General features: G+C 65.3%; 9 protein-coding genes and 1 pseudogene. 7 read left to right on the top strand and 3 right to left on the bottom strand.

The window, feature by feature from the left end; translation table 11 throughout:
* Nucleotides 1-75: 75 nt before the first annotated feature.
* The 3 genes and pseudogenes from E3O45_RS09755 to E3O45_RS18410 form a co-directional block, all read right to left on the bottom strand.
* Nucleotides 76-1764 (bottom strand): multicopper oxidase family protein, encoded by a 1689-nt coding sequence (locus E3O45_RS09755; protein WP_134443228.1) that lies wholly within the window; start codon nucleotides 1762-1764, stop codon nucleotides 76-78.
* A 96-nt stretch (nucleotides 1765-1860) separates the two neighbouring features.
* A complete protein-coding gene (locus E3O45_RS18415) occupies nucleotides 1861-4113 on the bottom strand; it encodes a fibronectin type III domain-containing protein (RefSeq protein ID WP_370450361.1) in 2253 nt (750 codons plus the stop codon).
* Nucleotides 4114-4491: 378 nt separating this feature from the next.
* Nucleotides 4492-6198 (bottom strand): annotated as a pseudogene (locus E3O45_RS18410) (peroxidase family protein); the annotation flags it as partial.
* Between the two features lie 1800 nt (nucleotides 6199-7998).
* Between E3O45_RS18410 and E3O45_RS09745 the strand changes: the two are divergent.
* From E3O45_RS09745 to E3O45_RS09715, 7 genes are all read left to right on the top strand, one after another.
* Nucleotides 7999-8730, top strand: a complete 732-nt coding sequence (locus E3O45_RS09745) for a TetR/AcrR family transcriptional regulator (RefSeq protein WP_134443226.1) — start codon at nucleotides 7999-8001, stop codon at nucleotides 8728-8730.
* 71 nt (nucleotides 8731-8801) lie between these two features.
* Nucleotides 8802-9986 (top strand): acyl-CoA dehydrogenase family protein, encoded by a 1185-nt coding sequence (locus tag E3O45_RS09740; protein ID WP_134443225.1) that lies wholly within the window; start codon nucleotides 8802-8804, stop codon nucleotides 9984-9986.
* A 39-nt stretch (nucleotides 9987-10025) separates the two neighbouring features.
* Nucleotides 10026-10199: a hypothetical protein gene (locus E3O45_RS17695; protein ID WP_174843078.1), complete on the top strand. Its 174-nt coding sequence runs from the start codon at nucleotides 10026-10028 to the stop codon at nucleotides 10197-10199.
* 289 nt (nucleotides 10200-10488) lie between these two features.
* Entirely contained in the window at nucleotides 10489-11856 is a 1368-nt protein-coding gene (locus tag E3O45_RS09730) for a hemolysin family protein (protein WP_134443224.1), read from the top strand.
* Nucleotides 11849-12904: a hemolysin family protein gene (locus tag E3O45_RS09725; protein WP_134443223.1), complete on the top strand. Its 1056-nt coding sequence runs from the start codon at nucleotides 11849-11851 to the stop codon at nucleotides 12902-12904. The genes E3O45_RS09730 and E3O45_RS09725 overlap by 8 nt, the downstream gene beginning before the upstream one ends.
* 39 nt (nucleotides 12905-12943) lie before the next feature.
* Nucleotides 12944-15412: an excinuclease ABC subunit UvrA gene (locus E3O45_RS09720; RefSeq protein ID WP_134443222.1), complete on the top strand. Its 2469-nt coding sequence runs from the start codon at nucleotides 12944-12946 to the stop codon at nucleotides 15410-15412.
* Between the two features lie 173 nt (nucleotides 15413-15585).
* The gene (locus E3O45_RS09715; protein ID WP_134443221.1) at nucleotides 15586-17043 is read left to right on the top strand and encodes an MDR family MFS transporter; all 1458 of its coding nucleotides are present in this window, start codon (nucleotides 15586-15588) and stop codon (nucleotides 17041-17043) included.
* The last annotated feature ends 8 nt before the right edge of the window (nucleotides 17044-17051 follow it).

Below are 17051 nucleotides of genomic sequence, written 5' to 3'. Positions count from 1 at the left end.
CTCCAGCCGCCAGTAAACCAGCGCTGAGCAGAGCGAGAAGCCGCACCGCCGAGGTCGGACGGGTCGCGTGAACCATCAGGTGCCGGCTGGCAGCCCCGGCAGGTACACCGGCGGGTAGGCATTCATCGGCATCGTGTCCCAATAGGCGGGATCGGAGTAGATCGGGTCGTTCACCCGGGAGTCTCCCACCGCGAATTGCACCATCATGTCATGGTCCTCGTGCACCAGGTTGTGGCAGTGAATCATGTAGCGGCCGCCGGCCTCCGGCCCGGTGTCGAACTGCATGAGTACCGTGATCGACTCGTTCTCGCCGACGTAGAAGACGTCCTTCGGCCCATTTTCCCAGACGAACGGCTTGCCGCCGTTGGTGTTTCGGCCGACGATCTTGGCATCGATCAGGTGAATGTGCACCGGGTGGAACCAGCCGCCGGAGCCGTTGGTGATGGTCCACTGCTCGACGTCGTAAGGCTGCGGGTTCGCGAACAACTGGGTGAAGCGGGAGGCCACGACGTCGTCCCAAGTCGTGCCATTGATCTTCCAGACGCCATTCACCTTCTCCACCTTGAGGCTGCGTTTGACTTTGGCCATGGCAGGGGTGAGGCTCATCGTGGCGATCCCGCCCTGGTGCGGGTTGACAGAGCCGCCGTCATCCAGCGTCGCTGGAATCGCCGAGATACTGCCCAGGCTGGAACCGGAATCGGCAACGACCTCGAACCGCATGATCTTGTTGGTATTCACGAAGTTGGCGTTGTTTTTATTGCTCAGATTCAGCAGGCCGATCTTTTGCCCGACCCGATACTTGCGAAAGTCGATCAGGATCTCGTACCGCTCTGCCGTGCCGTGGCGCCAGGAGGCGACGGGCTGCACGATGGGTACCATCCCGCCATCAGTCGCGACGATGTAGACCGGGTCGCCGGTCGACAAAGTTGGGCGATAGGACCGCGAAATGGAGGCGACCAGCACGCGAAAGCGGTAGATGCGTGGCTTGACCTTCATGGTCGGCCACGGCACCCCGTTGACCAGGATGATGTCGCCGTAGAGGCCGCTGTGTAGCCGGTCGTTGTATCCAAGCGATCCGTCGGCGTTGAACATGGCGTCGGAGATCATCAGCGGTACGTCGAACTCCCCCTGGGGGAGTTGCGCACTCTCATAGCTGTCGGTCAGGGGATAGAACGCGGCCAGTCCCGAATAGACGTTCTGGGCGGTGAGGTGCTGATTATGGTCGTGGTACCACAAAGTGCGGGCATTCTGCCAATTCGGATATCGGTAGGTCTTGACGTTGCCGGGCGCCGTCGAGTCGTTCGCATAGCCGTCGTACTGCGGCAGCGACGCCGAGCCGTGCAGGTGGGTCACGGTGCGGAAGGCGCTGGGATGCAGCAGGCCTTTGGCCGGCAGTGCGTTGCGAATGCGCACCTCGCACCGGGTGCCCTGCCTAGCCCGAATGGTCGGCCCTGGGAAAATGCCGTTGTAGCCGGCGATCGTGGTCGACAGGCCCGGCACAAACTGCGCCTGGCCAAGTTTTTGGGTGAGTGCGTACCGGGCGAATGGGCGGTCGGGGTCACCCTCGTCGAAACCGGTTTGGTACGGGGCCAGCACCGGCGGGCGGCGAAAGACGCCGGCGTAGGGCACCGGCATGTTCGCGGGGGCGAGCTGGCTTTGAGTGGGCAGCGGCACGGTCGGAACGTCATTGTCATTCCCTTCCATGCTGGCCAGACCAAGCGCACCGAAGGCGCCGAGCTGGAGAACTTCCCTGCGTGATGTCATTTCTCTCCTCAAGGCTTTGTGCTGTTCAGCTGTAGTGGTGGGACCGGCCGGCGACTGGATTCAGTCGCCGGCCGGGTGAAGCGGATCAGGTATTTCCTAGAGCAGGGCGCCGGTCGTGAACGTCCAGGTGCTCGTCACGAACGGGTTCCCGATCAGATCTCGAACGCTCGCGGTGCCACCGATGATGGTCACCCGGTATTGAACATTGGAGGTCAGGGTCACCGAGGGGTTGATCGTCAACACGTTGGTGGTGGCGTTGAACGCCGACGAGGTGGTGACGACCGCGCCGGTGGAGACCCGGGTGATCTGAACCGTGGTCGCGCTGACTCCGGTGATGTCTTCGCTGAAGGTCGCGAGCACGTTGGCGTTCCGGCGCACCCCGGTGGCTCCCGAAGCGGGAGTTCTCGTGGTGATCCTCGGAGCCGGACCGGTGATGAATGACCAGGAACTGGCCACCATCGTATTTCCCGCCGCGTCCCGAATGCCCGACAGAGTAGCCGTGTAGCTGCGGTCGGCGAGCAAAGTCGCACTCGGGTTCAACGTCGCGACTCGAGTCGTGGCGTTGTAGCTGACCGCAGCTGCGATCACCGTCGTCCCGAGCCGCAGCACGAACGTCGTTCCGCTGACCCCGGCAACAGGTTCACTGAACGTCGCCGTCAGATTGCCGGTCTGGCTGACCGAGCGAGCACCGGACGCCGGCGTGCGTGCGATCACCGTCGGGAGCACGAACTCCGTGCGCGGCGTGACCGCAACCGAACGAGCGGATGCCGCTCCGATGCCGACCGCGTTGATCGCGGAGACATCGAAGGTGTACCCGGTACGGTTCGTCAGCGACCCGATCACCGTGCTGGTGACGTTGGCCACCGTCGCGGTGGCAGCAGCCGTTGCTCCCGTTCCGACGAAGGTGCGCACCCGGTAGCCCGTGATCGGTGCCTGGTTGGCCACCGGTTCCGGGGCGGCCCAGTTCACTGTCGCCGATGCGTTACCGGCAACCGGGGTTCCGATCACGGGAGCTCCAGCGACCACCTGCACCACCGGGGCGGTCGGGGTGACTACCACTGACCGGGCCGAGGCCGCTCCGGTGCCGACCGCGTTGATCGCGGCCACGTCGAAGGTGTACCCGGTTCCGTTGGTCAGAGCGGTAATCGTGACGGTAGAGACGTCAGCGACCAGCGAGGTTCGGAACACCGTGGCGCTCGTTCCTTCGTAGGTGCGAACCCGGTAGCCCGTGATTGTCGCCTGGTTGGCCACCGGCGTCGGGGCCGTCCAGTTCACGCTCACCTGGGCGTCACCGGCGACCGGGGTTCCGATCGTCGGAGCTCCCGCGACCACCGGTGCCGACGGAGTCACCGCGTTGGACTGTGCCGAGAATGCGCTCGTCCCCTCCGCGTTGGTCGCCGATACCTGGAAGGTGTAGCTGGAGCCGTTGTCCAGCCCGGTGACCACCAGGTTGAACGCGGTTCCGGCTGCGGTGCGGAGTGCACCGAATTGGTCTCCGAACGAGTCGAGCACCCTCACCGAGAAGCTGGTGGCGATGCCGGTCGGCGACGCGGTCCAGTCCACGGTTGCCTGCCCGTTGCCGGCAATGGCCGCACCGATGGTCGGGGTTCCCGGAGCCACGGTGTCGCTGAACTGCAGGCGCTCGATGTTGCGCAGGGTGTCTGTACCGTCGGTGCCGCGGTTGTCGATCACCGTGGTGACCGAGCCCGCAGAACCGAGAGTGCCGTCGCCGCCGGTCGTCGTCACCTCGTAGTCGCTGGTCAGACCAGAGAACTGCGCGCTGTCGATACCACCCGTTCCGTAGAGGATCTCGCGGACAGCCACGATGTTGCCCGGGTTGACCGCGCCGGCGAAGACAGCCTCCTGCAGGGTCGGTCCGGTGAGTCCACCGGCGCCGTCAGACAGGTACTGGCTGGTCATGGCACTCTGGTTCGTGCCGTTGATGCTGGCACTGCCGATCTCCGTCGCCGGATCGTTCGGGTTGGTCCGCACGCTCAGTCGAAGGCTGAGGTACGCGTCACCGTCGATGATGTCGTCGGCTCCTCGTCCCTCGATCAGGTCGCTGCCGCCGCCGCCGAGGAGCACGTTGCCGGCGCCCCAGACGTTCGGGCCGGTCAGGATCGGGCAGTCACCCTGTGCCGACAGTGCGACAACGGATGCCAGCGTGGTCGTGAATTCCGGAATCAGCGCGTCGAAGCCCGCAATGCGGTCAACTCCGGCCTGGTCCAGAACGTCACAGCCGATGAAGCCGCCGCCACCCACAGCACTGGGAACAAGGTCGTCACCACGCAGGATGTCATTCAGCTTCCAGCCGGAAAGTGCCTCGACTTCATTGAACTTGTCGCGCACACCGACCTGCAGAATGTCGAGGGGCGCGATCGGCAGGGCCAGATCGGCGTCCTGCGCCTGCGGGTCACCCTGGCCGGTCGACCAGTCGTAGCCGGACCCGCCAGCGTTCTTTTCGATTCCCGGACCGGCAACGCCAATGTCGTCGCCACCCTCCATGTCGTAGTCGTCATCGCCGCCCTGGCCGATCATGAAGTCGTGACCGGGCTTCTGTGAGTCGTCCAGGAAGAACAGATTGCTACTGTCTCCGATCATGAGGTCGGGTTGGTTGCCGCCCTCTTCCCAGTCGTCGCCACCGTCACCGAAGGCCGCGTCGAGGCTTTCACCGAGAATGATGAAGTCGTCGTCGGCGCCGCCGAAGGTTTCGTTGGCATTGGCTCCACCGTTGGTGAAGTCCTTGCCCTCGCCACCCATGATGATGTCGAGTCCGGGACCGGCGTCGATCGCGTCGTTGCCGGGGCCACCCTTGGGCACGTCGTCTCCGGCAAGGTCGGTGATGATGTCGTCACCTTCACCGCCGAGAGCCACGTCGGCTCCGCCACCACCCTCGATGACGTCGTTGCCGAGGCCACCCCAAAAGGTGTCGTTGTCGTTGCCGCCGAATACCCGATCCACCTGGGCGGTGCCGTTGTAGACCGCCTGGCCGTTGATGCCGGTCGGGTCGACCGTGTTGCGGGCACGGTACTTGATCGTGCCGTCGGGCATGCGAATCAGCAGCGCTGTCTCGTCACACTCGGACTGCGGGTCGTTGGCGACGGTGTTGCCCGAAGCCGCGAAGCCTGCGACGGTTCCAGCCAGGTTCTTCAGCTCGAACTTGCAGTCGGCCGTGGCGAAGGGATCCGCTTTGAGCGAATGCGCGTTCGTGTTGCGCATCATCAATTCGGCAAACGAGTTGCCCTCCAGCTGGGTGCGCAGGTTCATGCCGGGCGTGCGGGCCAGGTAGTACAGCCGGTCACCGTTTTGCAGGTCGGTCATCTGGTTCTCGAACACGTAGTTGAACGTCGTGCCGAGCAGGCCACCGAACGGCGTGGTCATCTCTGCGAGTCCGCCGACCCAGAGGTCGACCTCGTCGAGACCGGTGATCGAGTGCGTGCCCGAGTTGGCCCACGCTCCCGTGCTGTTCATGAAGTCCATGGCGCCATCCGGAGAGAACTCCCCGGCCAGGGCGTCCGGGCTCACGATCAGTCGTGCGGCGTCACGCTTGCCGTCGAGCGTGGTCGCGCCCGTGATGGTGGGGTACTGACCGTAGGCGGCCACGAAGTTGATCAGCGATTCCGGGTGCTTGAGGTTCTCCCCGAAGTCGATCCAGTTCGTGTAGGGCTTGAGCGCCCCGTCGTTGGTCTTGTTGAACAGGTCGCGGCGGAACACGTTCAACCGCGGCACGCCCTCAGAACGCGCACGAGTCATGTTGATCGCTGCCAGGTCGAGCGGCAAGCCGAGCAGGTCGTTGCGCAGCGTATCCGTGACGAACTCGTCGAGTTCGTTACCAACCTGGTCGCTCATACCCATGATGATGCTGCCGGCTGCCTCCTCGGAGGTCAGCTGACCATCGGGCCCACCGTCGGTATACGAAGGCGGGTTGAGGAACCCCTCGAGCAGGGAGATGTCGTTCAGGCTGCCCTGAACGTCGTCACTCGTGCCGAACTCGCCGTCGGCGCCGGGCTTGCCCTCGTTCGTACGCGAGATCGTCTCGGTCAACATGGAGTGCCCGAAGCGGTACACGGCGTGAGCGAACTCCGCCTTGACCGCGGGGTTGATCTCGGTCTGCGTGAACGCGAACGGTTCGAACGGGTTAATTCCCGGCTGCACCTTGCGCGCGAATTCCTCGAACACGAGGTGCTGGTATTCCATCTCGGTGATGAATCGAGCAGCCTGAAACAGACGCTCGCCGTTCCAGCCGGCGGCCCCACTGGCCAACTTCCACTCGGCCAGGGCCGCAACACCCTTGGCAGAAGTGTCGTTGGTCAGGGTGTTCTCGATATCGTCCACCAGACGGTCGTGCTCCGAGTGGAAGACCTGGTGAATGGCGGTCAGGCCGATGTTCTCGTTGACGCGACCGTCTCCGGCGATGAAGTGCGCGTTGAGCATTTCATCGTCGTAGGTTCCGGCCGGCTGGCTGGCGAAGTCAGCGGATGCAGTCGAGTTACCGTCCGGGGTCAGTCCGGCTTTCGGCTCCGCGTTGTGCGCGATGTCGGTGAGGAACGGGGTGTTGAAGTACAGCACGTTGCTCGGAACGGCCACGGGGTTCGCCGGGTCACCCTCGACCAGGCCGGTCGCGGTGGCATACTGCGGCATTCCGCGCAGCGGTCCCGGGATGAACTTGCCGTAGGCATCCACTGCCAACATCGGAATGTTGGTGACGTTCTGGTCGACGAGCAGGAGTCCGAGCACGTTCGCGGCCTGGGCCTTGGCGGTCGCCCAGGTGGCCATACCGCCAGCTGTGGGTCCGGCCGGTCCGCCGAGCAGCTTGCCGGTGGCAACCGGTCGATTTCCCTCGGTGACGTACTCGCGCAGAAATACTTGGTGCGAGGCGTGCGAGGAGTAGGTCTGGCTCTGGTCGATCCAAGGCGAGTTGGTGTTGAGGGCATCCCGAATGTCGTCGGCGCTCTCATCGGCCGGGGTGGACGGGTTATCGCCCGCGACGCCATCGGCTCCGGGCTGGTTCTGGCCGCGGGTCAGCACCATAAAGCGCAGGTTCGGGTCGAGGTCGTCAGCGTTGCCGAACACGTGGTCCGGCCCGGCGACCAGCGGGTCATCGGCCTGCAAGGGCACGAAGACGGTGCCGCCGCCCTTGACTGTCTGGTCAATGCCATGGTCGAAGAACTGGCCGAACAAGGTGAACAAGGAGTTGTATGGCGGCGAGAGGCCGACGTCGGTCGTCACATTCGGCATGAACAGCGTCTCGTGGGAGGGGATACAGCCGGCCGGAACGCCGAACGGCACGTCCGGGCTCGGGTCGGTCGTGCAGGCCACAACGCCCTCATTGCCCTGGGTCCGCACCGGGTTTCCGGCGGCAGCGATGGCGGCCGGGTTGGTCGAGGTCTGATCGACGATCAAATTGCTGACCGTGCGCGGCTCCGAGTCGAAGACGAGGCCCTTTTTCTGGGCGTAGGAGGTCGGGTTCGGCGGTCCGAAGCCGGAGGGAGTGACATCCGCTGCGGAGAAGACCGGCGTCGCCAGGCGCGGGAAGACCTGGTCGGCGGCGCCGAACTGGTCCTGGCCGGGCTGCAGGTTGTTGCAGGAACCGTCGACGGTGCGCAGTCCGAGCGAGAGCAGCGGGCTAGCGATCTGGTTGGCGCCCGTTCCGACCAGGGCGCCGCACGGGCCGGTAGCCGAGGTGGTGTTGGCGACGTGGGCTTCGGCGATCTTGATCTGCTTGAGAATGTAGGCGAGGTCAGAAACCGTGACGGCGAAGCCCTGACCGACTGGGGCAACGACCGCCTGCGCGGGGAGTGCGGCCGTCAGGCCGAGTCCGGCGTAGAGTACGGCCGCCATGCCGGCGGCGAGGATGCGCATGGGCTTGCCGAAGACTCGCTTGGATCTTCCACTGTCCTGGGAAGGTGGACTACCTCGCATTCCGGAGGAATTGCTGTTGCTGCGGACGATTCCCTTACCTTCGAACCTGCTCATGACACACCTATCTCCTCAGGGTGAGCGAATGGTGCAAGCGTGCTTCGCGGGCCTTATGGAAACCTTGTGCATTCGCCGGTACATCCACCCGAGCCGCAATCTGCCCCGGCCCGCCCCTTCACTTTCCGGGCCCGGGCCCGGCAAGTGGGCCCACGATAGAACATGGGCCCAGCGACCGGGCCCGGACCCGGTCGCATTCCTTTGGCGGGCAGGGCGGCGCGACGGCCGGCCACCGTTCCGTGCTAATTTCGCCAGACCATGTCTGATCCGTCTGCACCAGCCACCCTCACCCCGGTTTCCAGTTCGCGACCAGCGGATGCCCGCAGCCGCGTCGCCGTCGCCGACATCGCCGTCGGCCTGTTCCACACCCAGGGATACGAGGCCACCAGCGCGGCTCAGATCGCCGCCGCCGCCGGGGTGTCCCGCAGCACCTTTTTTCGACAGTTCCGGTCGAAGGACGACGTGATCTTCGCCGATCATGATGAGCTGCTCGAGCAGATCGGCGAGTATTTCACCCGCGAACACGATGACCCGTGGCTGGCCGTGTGCGACGCTGCCGCGCTCGTGTTCGAGCGATTTCGGGAGCGCCTCGAGGTCGTGCGGGTGCGCGACCGGGTGGTGCGCCAGACATCCGTTCTGCGCGACCGGGAAACGGTCATGGTGTCGCGCTACGAGAAGACCTTCTCGGCCTATCTGCGGCGACGGCTGCCGCAGGTCGACCCGGTGCTGGCCATTCAATTCGCTGCGGCAGTGACGGCCACGCACAATTATGAGCTGCGCCGCATGATTCGCGCTGCCGGAACAGAACGGATGCTGGATTCGGCAGGACTGGCCGCCCACCTGCAGGCGGTACGCACTCGCTTTGCCCCCGGAGGCGTGGCCGCGGCCACCCCGGTCAGCGAGCTGCTGGTCGCGGTGTTTCCGGCCTCCGCCCTGCCCGACGACGTCGCCCGGGCGATCGCGGGCCGGTACCAATCAGGCGGCATCTGACACTAAGTGTCACTTGACCTGAAACTCAGTGTCAGGTAGAACTGTAGTCACACCCGCTGCTGCGAAAGGCAATGATGCCCGATTACGATGTGTCCGCCCCGCTTGACACCGACTATTACGGCGTCTTCGCCGATGTTCCCGAGGCGGATCGGGCCTTCTGGGGCCGGGCACGTACCTTTGCGGTGGAGACGCTCGACGAGCTGAGCGAAGCCTGGGACAAAGCGGAGTACCCGCTGCACCTGGCTCGCCGCCTCGGCGAGCTTGACCTGCTCACGGACGGCGTCGAAGGTCCGGGCCTCACTCCCATGTCTCCGCTCGCGGCGGGCCTGGTCAACATGGAAATCTCCCGCGGCGATGGTTCGATGGGCACCGTTGTGGCCGTGCAGGGCGGGCTCGCCCTGCGCAGCATCGCCATGTTCGGCAGCGACGAGCAGAAAGCCACCTGGCTGGTGCCACTCGCCCGGGCCGAGAAGCTCGGCGCCTTCGCCCTGACCGAACCGGACCACGGCTCGGATTCGGTGGCCTTGGAGACCACCGCCCACCGAGACGGTGACGAGTGGGTGATCAACGGCGAGAAGAAGTGGATCGGCAATGGCTCGGTCGGCGATGTGACCGTGGTCTGGGCCCGCGACGATGACGGCAACGTGCGCGGATTTCTGGTCGACCAGTCCCTGCCCGGGTATCACGGCGAGACGATGCTCGGCAAAGGCTCTCTGCGCGCCGTGCACCAGGCCCGCATCACGCTGACCGACGTGCGCATTCCGCTGGACGCCGTCCTGCCGGGCACCCATACCTTCAAGGACACCGCTGTCGTACTGTTCGCGACCCGGCTCGGTGTGGCCTGGTCAGCTCTCGGACACGCCACCGCGGTGTTCGAAGCGGCCCTCAACTATGCCCAGCAGCGGGTACAGTTCGGCAAGCCGATCGCCGGTTTTCAGATCGTGCAGGAACGGCTCACTCTCATGCTTTCCGAACTCACCTCGATGCAGTTGCACTGCATGCGCCTGGCCGAACTCGACGCGGCCGGAACGCTGCGCCCGATCCAGGCCAGCCTGGCCAAATTCCACAACACCCGGGCGGCGCGCTCGCTCGCGTCGCTGGCCCGCGACATGCTCGGGGGCAACGGCATCCTGCTCGAAAACCACGTTATTCGGCACCTCGCTGACATCGAGTCAATCCACACCTATGAGGGCACCGAGAGCATCCAGTCGCTGCTCATCGGACGTGACCTCACCGGGGTCAGCGCATTCCACTAGCCCCACTTCGGTGCATCTTTCCGGACACAGGAGTCCCGCGTGATTGACACCAAGACCAGCTCGCCCAACGATTCACCGCACACACCGATGCGATTTCTGCAGCGCAGCGCCGAAGTATTCCCAAACAAGGATGCGATCGTTTACGGCGCTCGGCGCTACAGCTACCTAGAGTTCGCGCAGGCCGCCGAGGAGCTGGCCCCCGCCATCCGCTGACGTATCACGACGGGCGACCGGGTTATATTCCTCGCGCCGAATATACCCGAGATGCTAATCGCCCACTACGCCGTTTCGCTGGCCGGCGGGTGTTCGTCGCGTTGAATTCCCGGTTGGCCGGGCCCGAGGTGACCACCCCGGCACCCGGGCCCGGTCACGGCCGAAACGCGGCGAACCGGCGTTTTGTCAGCATCCGTCTGTAGGTTTATGAGCACAATGGAAGACCCTCCCTCGCATAAACCCTCGCCCGCCACCACCGACATGCCTCTCGATCTGGGAGGAGCACAACATGTATGAGTGGATCATGGTGGGCGTAGGACTCCTACTCACCGTCGGAACCGGAATTTTCGTAGCCTCCGAGTTCGCCTTGGTTACGCTCGACCGCAATGAGCTCGAAGCTCGCCGCGATCGCGGCGAAAAGCGACTCGGTCCGACTATCAAGGCGCTCAAGATCACCTCGACGCACCTGTCGAGCGCCCAACTGGGCATCACCCTCACCACGCTGCTGACCGGATTCACCTTCGAACCGGCCATCCGATCCCTGCTTAGCGGGCCGCTGACGAGTGCGGGCGTACCGGCCGGCATCGTGCCACTGCTGGGAACGATCATCGCGATCTCGCTCGCGACGCTGTTCTCCATGGTGATCGGCGAGCTCGTTCCCAAGAACTTCGCCCTCGCCGTGCCGTTGGCAACCGCGAAAATCGTCGTGCCGGCCCAAACCGTGTTCACGACCGTGTTCAAACCCGTCATTCTGCTGTTCAACAACACGGCCAACGCGATCATTCGCCGGTTCGGCATCGAGCCGAAAGAAGAACTCTCCGGCGCCCGTAGCGCCGAAGAGCTGAGCTTTCTGGTGCGCCGCTCAGCCCTCGAGGGGGTGCTGGACGACGACCACGCCGCCATGCTGCACCGCACCCTGCGGTTCTCCGACCATTCTGCTGCCGATGTCATGACGCCGCGGGTACGCATGGCCTCTGTTCATGTCACCGACACGGCCGAGGCCGTTGTGCGTCTTGCGACCAGCACCGGCTACTCACGGTTCCCCGTGATCGACAGGAACGCCGACGACATCGTGGGCGTATTGCACGTGAAACAGGCCTTCGCCGTTGCACTAGGTGAGCGGGCCACGGTGACCGCTGCCGACCTGAAGGCCCCCGCGCTACGCGTTCCCGAGACCATGGGCGTAGATTCCCTGCTCGCCGCTCTGCGCCAGCAGGGGTTCCAGATTGCCGTGGTCGCCGATGAATACGGCGGAACCGCCGGCATCGTCACCCTCGAAGACCTCGTCGAAGAACTCGTCGGCGAGCTGGAAGACGAGCATGACCGGGCCAAGGCCGGCGTCATCCGCTCCGGCCGGTCGGTCGTGTTCGACGCGGCCTGGCGCCCCGACGAGCTGTTCGACCGGGCCGGCGTCACCGTGCCGACCGACGGCGACTACGACACGGTCGGCGGATTCCTCGCCGATCAGCTCGATCGCATTCCCGAACTCGGTGACGAGGTCGCCATCGAGGGCGGCGTGCTGCGCATCGACCGCGTCGACGGCGTACGCGTTCACCGCGTCCGCTACACGCCCGTCGACCCCGAGACCGATCCGAGCCTCGCCACCCCGCACGACCGCATCGTCAATAAAATTCAGAAAGACCTGATCCATGAGTAGCGCCGATTTAACCGCGTACCTGCCCGGACTGATCTGGCTCGTCGTGCTGTTGGTGGTGAACGCGTTCTTCGTCGGCGCCGAATTCGCCGTCATCTCCGCCCGGCGCTCCCAGATTGAACCGCTCGCCGCCCAGGGCAGCAAGGCCGCCAAGACCACCCTGTGGGCCATGGAACACGCCACGCTCATGCTCGCCACCAGCCAGCTGGGTATCACGGTGTGTTCACTGCTCATTCTGAACGTCTCCGAGCCGGCCATTCACGGTCTGCTCGAATACCCGCTCGCGGGCACCGGCCTCTCCGAGGGCATGATCAGCACGATCGCCTTCAGCTTCGCGCTGATTCTGGTGACCTTTCTGCACGTTGTCTTCGGCGAGATGATTCCGAAGAACATCTCGTTCTCCGTTCCCGAAAAGGCCGCCCTCATTCTGGCGCCGCCACTCGTGTTCGTGGCTCGGGTGTTCAACCCGATCATCTTCAGCCTGAACTGGCTAGCCAACGGCGTGCTCCGCCTGTACAAGGTCGAGCCCAAAAACGAGGCGACGAGCGCGTTCACCCTCGACGAGGTCGCCAGCATCGTGGAGCAGTCCACCCGCGAGGGCATGCTGCAGGATGCCTCCGGCACGCTCACAGCCGCGTTCGAGTTCACGGCGAAAAAGGTGTCCGACGTGCAGGTGCCGATCGAATCGATGGTCTGCCTGCCCTCCACGGCCTCACCGGCCGACATTCAGCGGGCCGTCAGCCAGCACGGATTCTCGCGGTACATCCTCACCGACGACGACGATCAGCCGACCGGCTACCTGCACCTCAAGGACGTCATGGATCTCACCAGCGGCGACACCTTCACCCAGCCGGTACCGAGCAAACGGCTGCGACGTCTCGCATCCGTCTCGTGTGACAGCGAGCTGGAAGACGCGCTCGCGTCGATGCGACGCCTCGGAGCGCACGTAGCGACGTCCTTCGACGCCAACGGCACCGTGACCGGTGTGCTCTTTCTGGAGGACATCATCGAAGAGCTCGTCGGTCAGGTCGAGGACGCCACCTCGATCTGAGCCGCGCGGTTCCCAATCGAGCGAACTACACTTGCTCGGATGCTTAGTGAAAATCAATCCGAGGGTTTCGTGCGGGTGCGCGGTGCCCGCGAGAACAACCTGCGCAATGTGAGCGTCGATGTGCCCCGCGACGCCATCGTGGCCTTCACCGGCGTTTCGGGCTCTGGCAAATCCTCGCTCGCCTTCGGCACCATCTTTGCCGAGGCTCAGCGCCGTTTCTTTGAGTCGGTAGCGCCCTACGCCCGTCGGCTCATTCAACAAGGGCATACCCCGCACGTCGATGAGATCACCGGCCTGCCCCCGGCGGTCGCCCTGCAGCAACGACGCGGTACACCGAGTTCCCGTTCGAGCGTCGGCACGGTCACCACGCTGTCTAACTCGCTCCGCATGATGTATTCCCGTGCCGGCATATATCCAGCGGATGCTGCCGGTCGCCTCGAATCCGACTCCTTTTCGCCGAACACCGCGATGGGTGCCTGCCCGCGCTGCCACGGTCTGGGTATGGCGCACACGGTCAGTGAAGCATCGATGGTGCTCGATCCCACCCTCAGCATTCGCGACGGCGCCATCGCGGCCTGGCCCGGTGCCTGGCAGGGCAAGAACCTGCGCGACATCGTCGCGGTGCTCGGCTACGACATCGACCTGCCCTGGCAGGACCTGTCCAGAGCCGACCGGGACTGGATTCTGTTTACCGAGGAACAGCCGGTGGTCGAGGTCGTGCCGCAGCGCGACCGCATCGCCAAGCCCTACCAGGGCCGGTTCTGGAGCGCCAAGAGTTTCGTACTGCACACCCTCGCCGACAGCAAGAGCCCGAACGTGCGGCAGCGGGTGTTGCGCTACGTCGATACCGGCCCGTGCCCCGACTGCGGTGGCAGTGGCCTGAAGCCGGAAGCCCTCGCCGTCACCGTGGCCGGTCACTCGATCGCCGAGCTCAACGCCCTGCCGATGACGGCTCTGGCCGATGTTCTGCGGCCGATTGTGTCGGGCGACTCTGTGTCAGAGGTGGCCGTCACCCTGGCCGGGGACCTGCTGCGCCGCATCGATGTGCTGCTCGAACTGGGCCTCGGCTATCTGGCCCTCGGCCGCTCGACCCCCACGCTCTCGCCGGGCGAGATGCAGCGGCTGCGCATCGCCACCCAACTGCGCTCTGGCCTGTTCGGGGTGATCTACGTGCTCGACGAGCCCTCGGCCGGTCTGCACCCGGCCGACGCCGAGCCGCTGCTGCTCGTGCTCGAGCAGCTCAAGCTCTCGGGCAACTCCGTCTTCGTGGTCGAACACAATATGGACGTCGTCGGACGCGCCGATTGGGTCGTCGACGTCGGTCCTCGGGCCGGCGAGGGTGGCGGCGAGGTGCTCTACAGCGGGCCGACCGCGGGGCTGGCCGAGGTCGACGCCTCGGTCACGCGGCGCTACCTGTTTGCTGCGGACCGGGAACCGGTGGCGCGGGGCGAGCTGCGGCATCCGCTTGGCTGGTTGGGCCTGCACGACGTGACCCGGCACAACCTGCAGGGTCTCAATGCGCAGATTCCGCTCGGGGTTTTGACGGCCGTCACCGGCGTCAGTGGCTCGGGCAAATCCACCCTGGTCAGCCAGGTGCTCGCCGAGGCCGTCGGTCGACACCTGCACCCCGACCCCGACGACGTTCCGGTGCTCGATCTGGGCGACCCCGATACCGAAGTCGAGTTCGACTCGAGCCCGGTCGCCGCGGTCACCGGCCTCGAAGCCGTGGATCGCCTGGTGCAGGTTGACCAGAAGCCGATCGGCCGCACCCCGCGCTCCAACCTCGCCACCTATACCGGCCTGTTCGATGCCGTGCGAGCCACCTTTGCCGCCACCGACGACGCCAGGGCGCGCGGCTTCACCGCGTCACGGTTCTCGTTCAACGTGGCCGGCGGCCGCTGCGAGACCTGCCTCGGTGAGGGTTTCGTGGCGGTCGGACTGCTCTTTCTACCGGGCAGCTACGCGCCCTGCCCGGACTGCGGGGGTTCGCGCTACAACCCCGAGACCCTCGCGGTAACCTACCGCGGCAAGAACATCGCCCAGGTACTCGGCCTGACAGTGGATGCCGCGCTCGACTTTCTCGAAGACATCCCCGTCGCCGCGCGCAGCCTCGAAACCCTGCGCGAGGTGGGCCTGGGCTATCTGCGACTCGGGCAGCCGGCCACCGAGCTTTCCGGCGGCGAGGCCCAGCGCATCAAGCTCGCGACCGAGCTGCAGCGCGCCCGCCGCGGCCACACCCTCTATCTGCTCGACGAGCCGACGACCGGGCTGCATCCGGCCGACGTCGAGCTGCTCCTGCAGCAGCTCGGACGCCTGGTCGACGCCGGCAACACCGTCGTCGTGGTTGAACACGAGATGGACGTGGTCGCCGCCGCCGACTGGGTGATCGACCTCGGCCCGTCCGGTGGCGACCAGGGTGGCCAAATCATCGCGGCCGGCACCCCCGCGACCGTGGCGGCCCACCCGACCAGCCGCACCGCGCCCTATCTCAAGCCCCGCCTGGCCTAAATCGCGCGCCTCATCCGGTTCTCGGTGGATAATTCGCGTGCCCAGGAATAATTCACACCCTGCAAAACGCTGCACCTAGAGGCGTACACAGCGAGCCGGCTCGGGGGCGGCCGCCGCTCATTTCCGCATGTCGTTTTATGCATATCCTTTTCGTACCACTGTCAGGACCAGTTATGACCACAACAGCCAGCGTGCCCACAACCACGGTGGACCGCCGCCCCGATGCCGATGCCAAGCGCAACCAGCTGGTGATTCGGCTGCTGCTGGTCTCGGCGTTCGTGGTCATTCTGAACGAGACCATCATGGGTGTGGCCCTGCCGCACCTCATGGACGACCTCAGCATCACGGCGACCGCCGCGCAGTGGCTGACCACGGCGTTCATGCTCACGATGGCCGTGGTCATTCCGATCACCGGTTTTCTCATTCAGCGTTTCAACACCCGCCCGGTGTTCATCGCCGCGATGACCCTGTTCAGCACCGGCACCCTGATCGCCGCGCTCGCTCCCGGCTTTGAGGTGCTGCTGCTCGGCCGCATCGTGCAGGCCAGCGGAACGGCCATCATGATGCCCCTGCTCATGACGACCGTGATGACCCTCGTCGCACCCAGCTCCCGCGGCAAGACCATGGGAAACATTTCCATCGTCATCTCGGTCGCCCCGGCGATCGGCCCGACCATCTCGGGCATCATCCTCAGCGTGCTCGACTGGCGCTGGATGTTCATCCTGGTCTTGCCGATCGCCATCGGCGCCCTCGTCCTCGGCGCCTCACGGATCCAGAACGTGACCACGCCGCGCCAGATTCCGATCGACGTGCTCTCGGTCATCCTCTCGGCCTTCGGCTTTGGCGGGTTCGTCTACGGTCTGAGCAACCTGGGCGGCACAGCAATGGCCGGCTGGCTGCCGCTCGGCGTCGGCCTGGTTGCCCTGGCCCTGTTCGTGCTGCGCCAACTGCAGTTGCAGCGCACCGATCGTGCCCTGCTCGACCTGCGCGTGTTCACCTCGCGCACGTTCACCCTGTCGATCTCCATGCTCAGCATCAGCATGCTGGCCCTGTTCGGCACCATTATTCTGCTGCCGCTGTACATGCAGAACGTGCTCGGCATGACCGCCCTCGCTACCGGGCTGCTGCTGCTGCCAGGAGGGCTGACCATGGGCCTGCTCGCGCCGTTCGTCGGCCGTATCTACGACCGTCGCGGCCCGACCATCCTGCTGGTGCCCGGGTCGATCCTGGTCAGCGCGGCGTTCTGGGCGATGACCAGGATGGGCGAGACCACCGAACCGTGGATGCTCATGGTCGCCCACATCGGCATGAGCGCCGGCCTGTCCCTGCTGTTCACACCGCTGTTCACCTCGGGTCTCGGCTCCCTGGGGCCCAGCCTGTACTCCCACGGCAGCGCGGTCGTCGGCACGGTCCAGCAGCTCGCCGGCGCCATGGGCACAGCCCTGTTCATCGCCGTGATGACCTCGCAGTCGGCCGCGCTGATCGCGCAGGGCGTCAACGAGGTGTCGGCGACGGCCGCCGGTATTCGCGGGGCGTTCCTGTGCGGCGCGATCATCTCGCTGTTCGCCATTCCGGCAGCATTCCTGGTACGGCGTCCGCCGCTCGGCGCGCCGGTTCCGATCGGGCACTAGCCCGCGCA

The sequence above is a fragment of the Cryobacterium sp. TMS1-20-1 genome (assembly GCF_004402355.1).
Classification (GTDB): domain Bacteria; phylum Actinomycetota; class Actinomycetes; order Actinomycetales; family Microbacteriaceae; genus Cryobacterium; species Cryobacterium levicorallinum.
The sequence above is the reverse complement of the archived record's forward strand: the minus strand, read 5'-3'. Positions and strand labels throughout refer to the sequence as shown.

Coding starts and splice junctions, on each gene's coding strand:
- E3O45_RS09755 (WP_134443228.1), bottom strand. CDS start 1,764: ATGACATCACGCAGGGAAGTTCTCCAGCTCGGCGCCTTCGGTGCGCTT.
- E3O45_RS09745 (WP_134443226.1), top strand. CDS start 7,999: ATGTCTGATCCGTCTGCACCAGCCACCCTCACCCCGGTTTCCAGTTCG.
- E3O45_RS09740 (WP_134443225.1), top strand. CDS start 8,802: ATGATGCCCGATTACGATGTGTCCGCCCCGCTTGACACCGACTATTAC.
- E3O45_RS09730 (WP_134443224.1), top strand. CDS start 10,489: ATGTATGAGTGGATCATGGTGGGCGTAGGACTCCTACTCACCGTCGGA.
- E3O45_RS09725 (WP_134443223.1), top strand. CDS start 11,849: ATGAGTAGCGCCGATTTAACCGCGTACCTGCCCGGACTGATCTGGCTC.
- E3O45_RS09720 (WP_134443222.1), top strand. CDS start 12,944: ATGCTTAGTGAAAATCAATCCGAGGGTTTCGTGCGGGTGCGCGGTGCC.
- E3O45_RS09715 (WP_134443221.1), top strand. CDS start 15,586: ATGACCACAACAGCCAGCGTGCCCACAACCACGGTGGACCGCCGCCCC.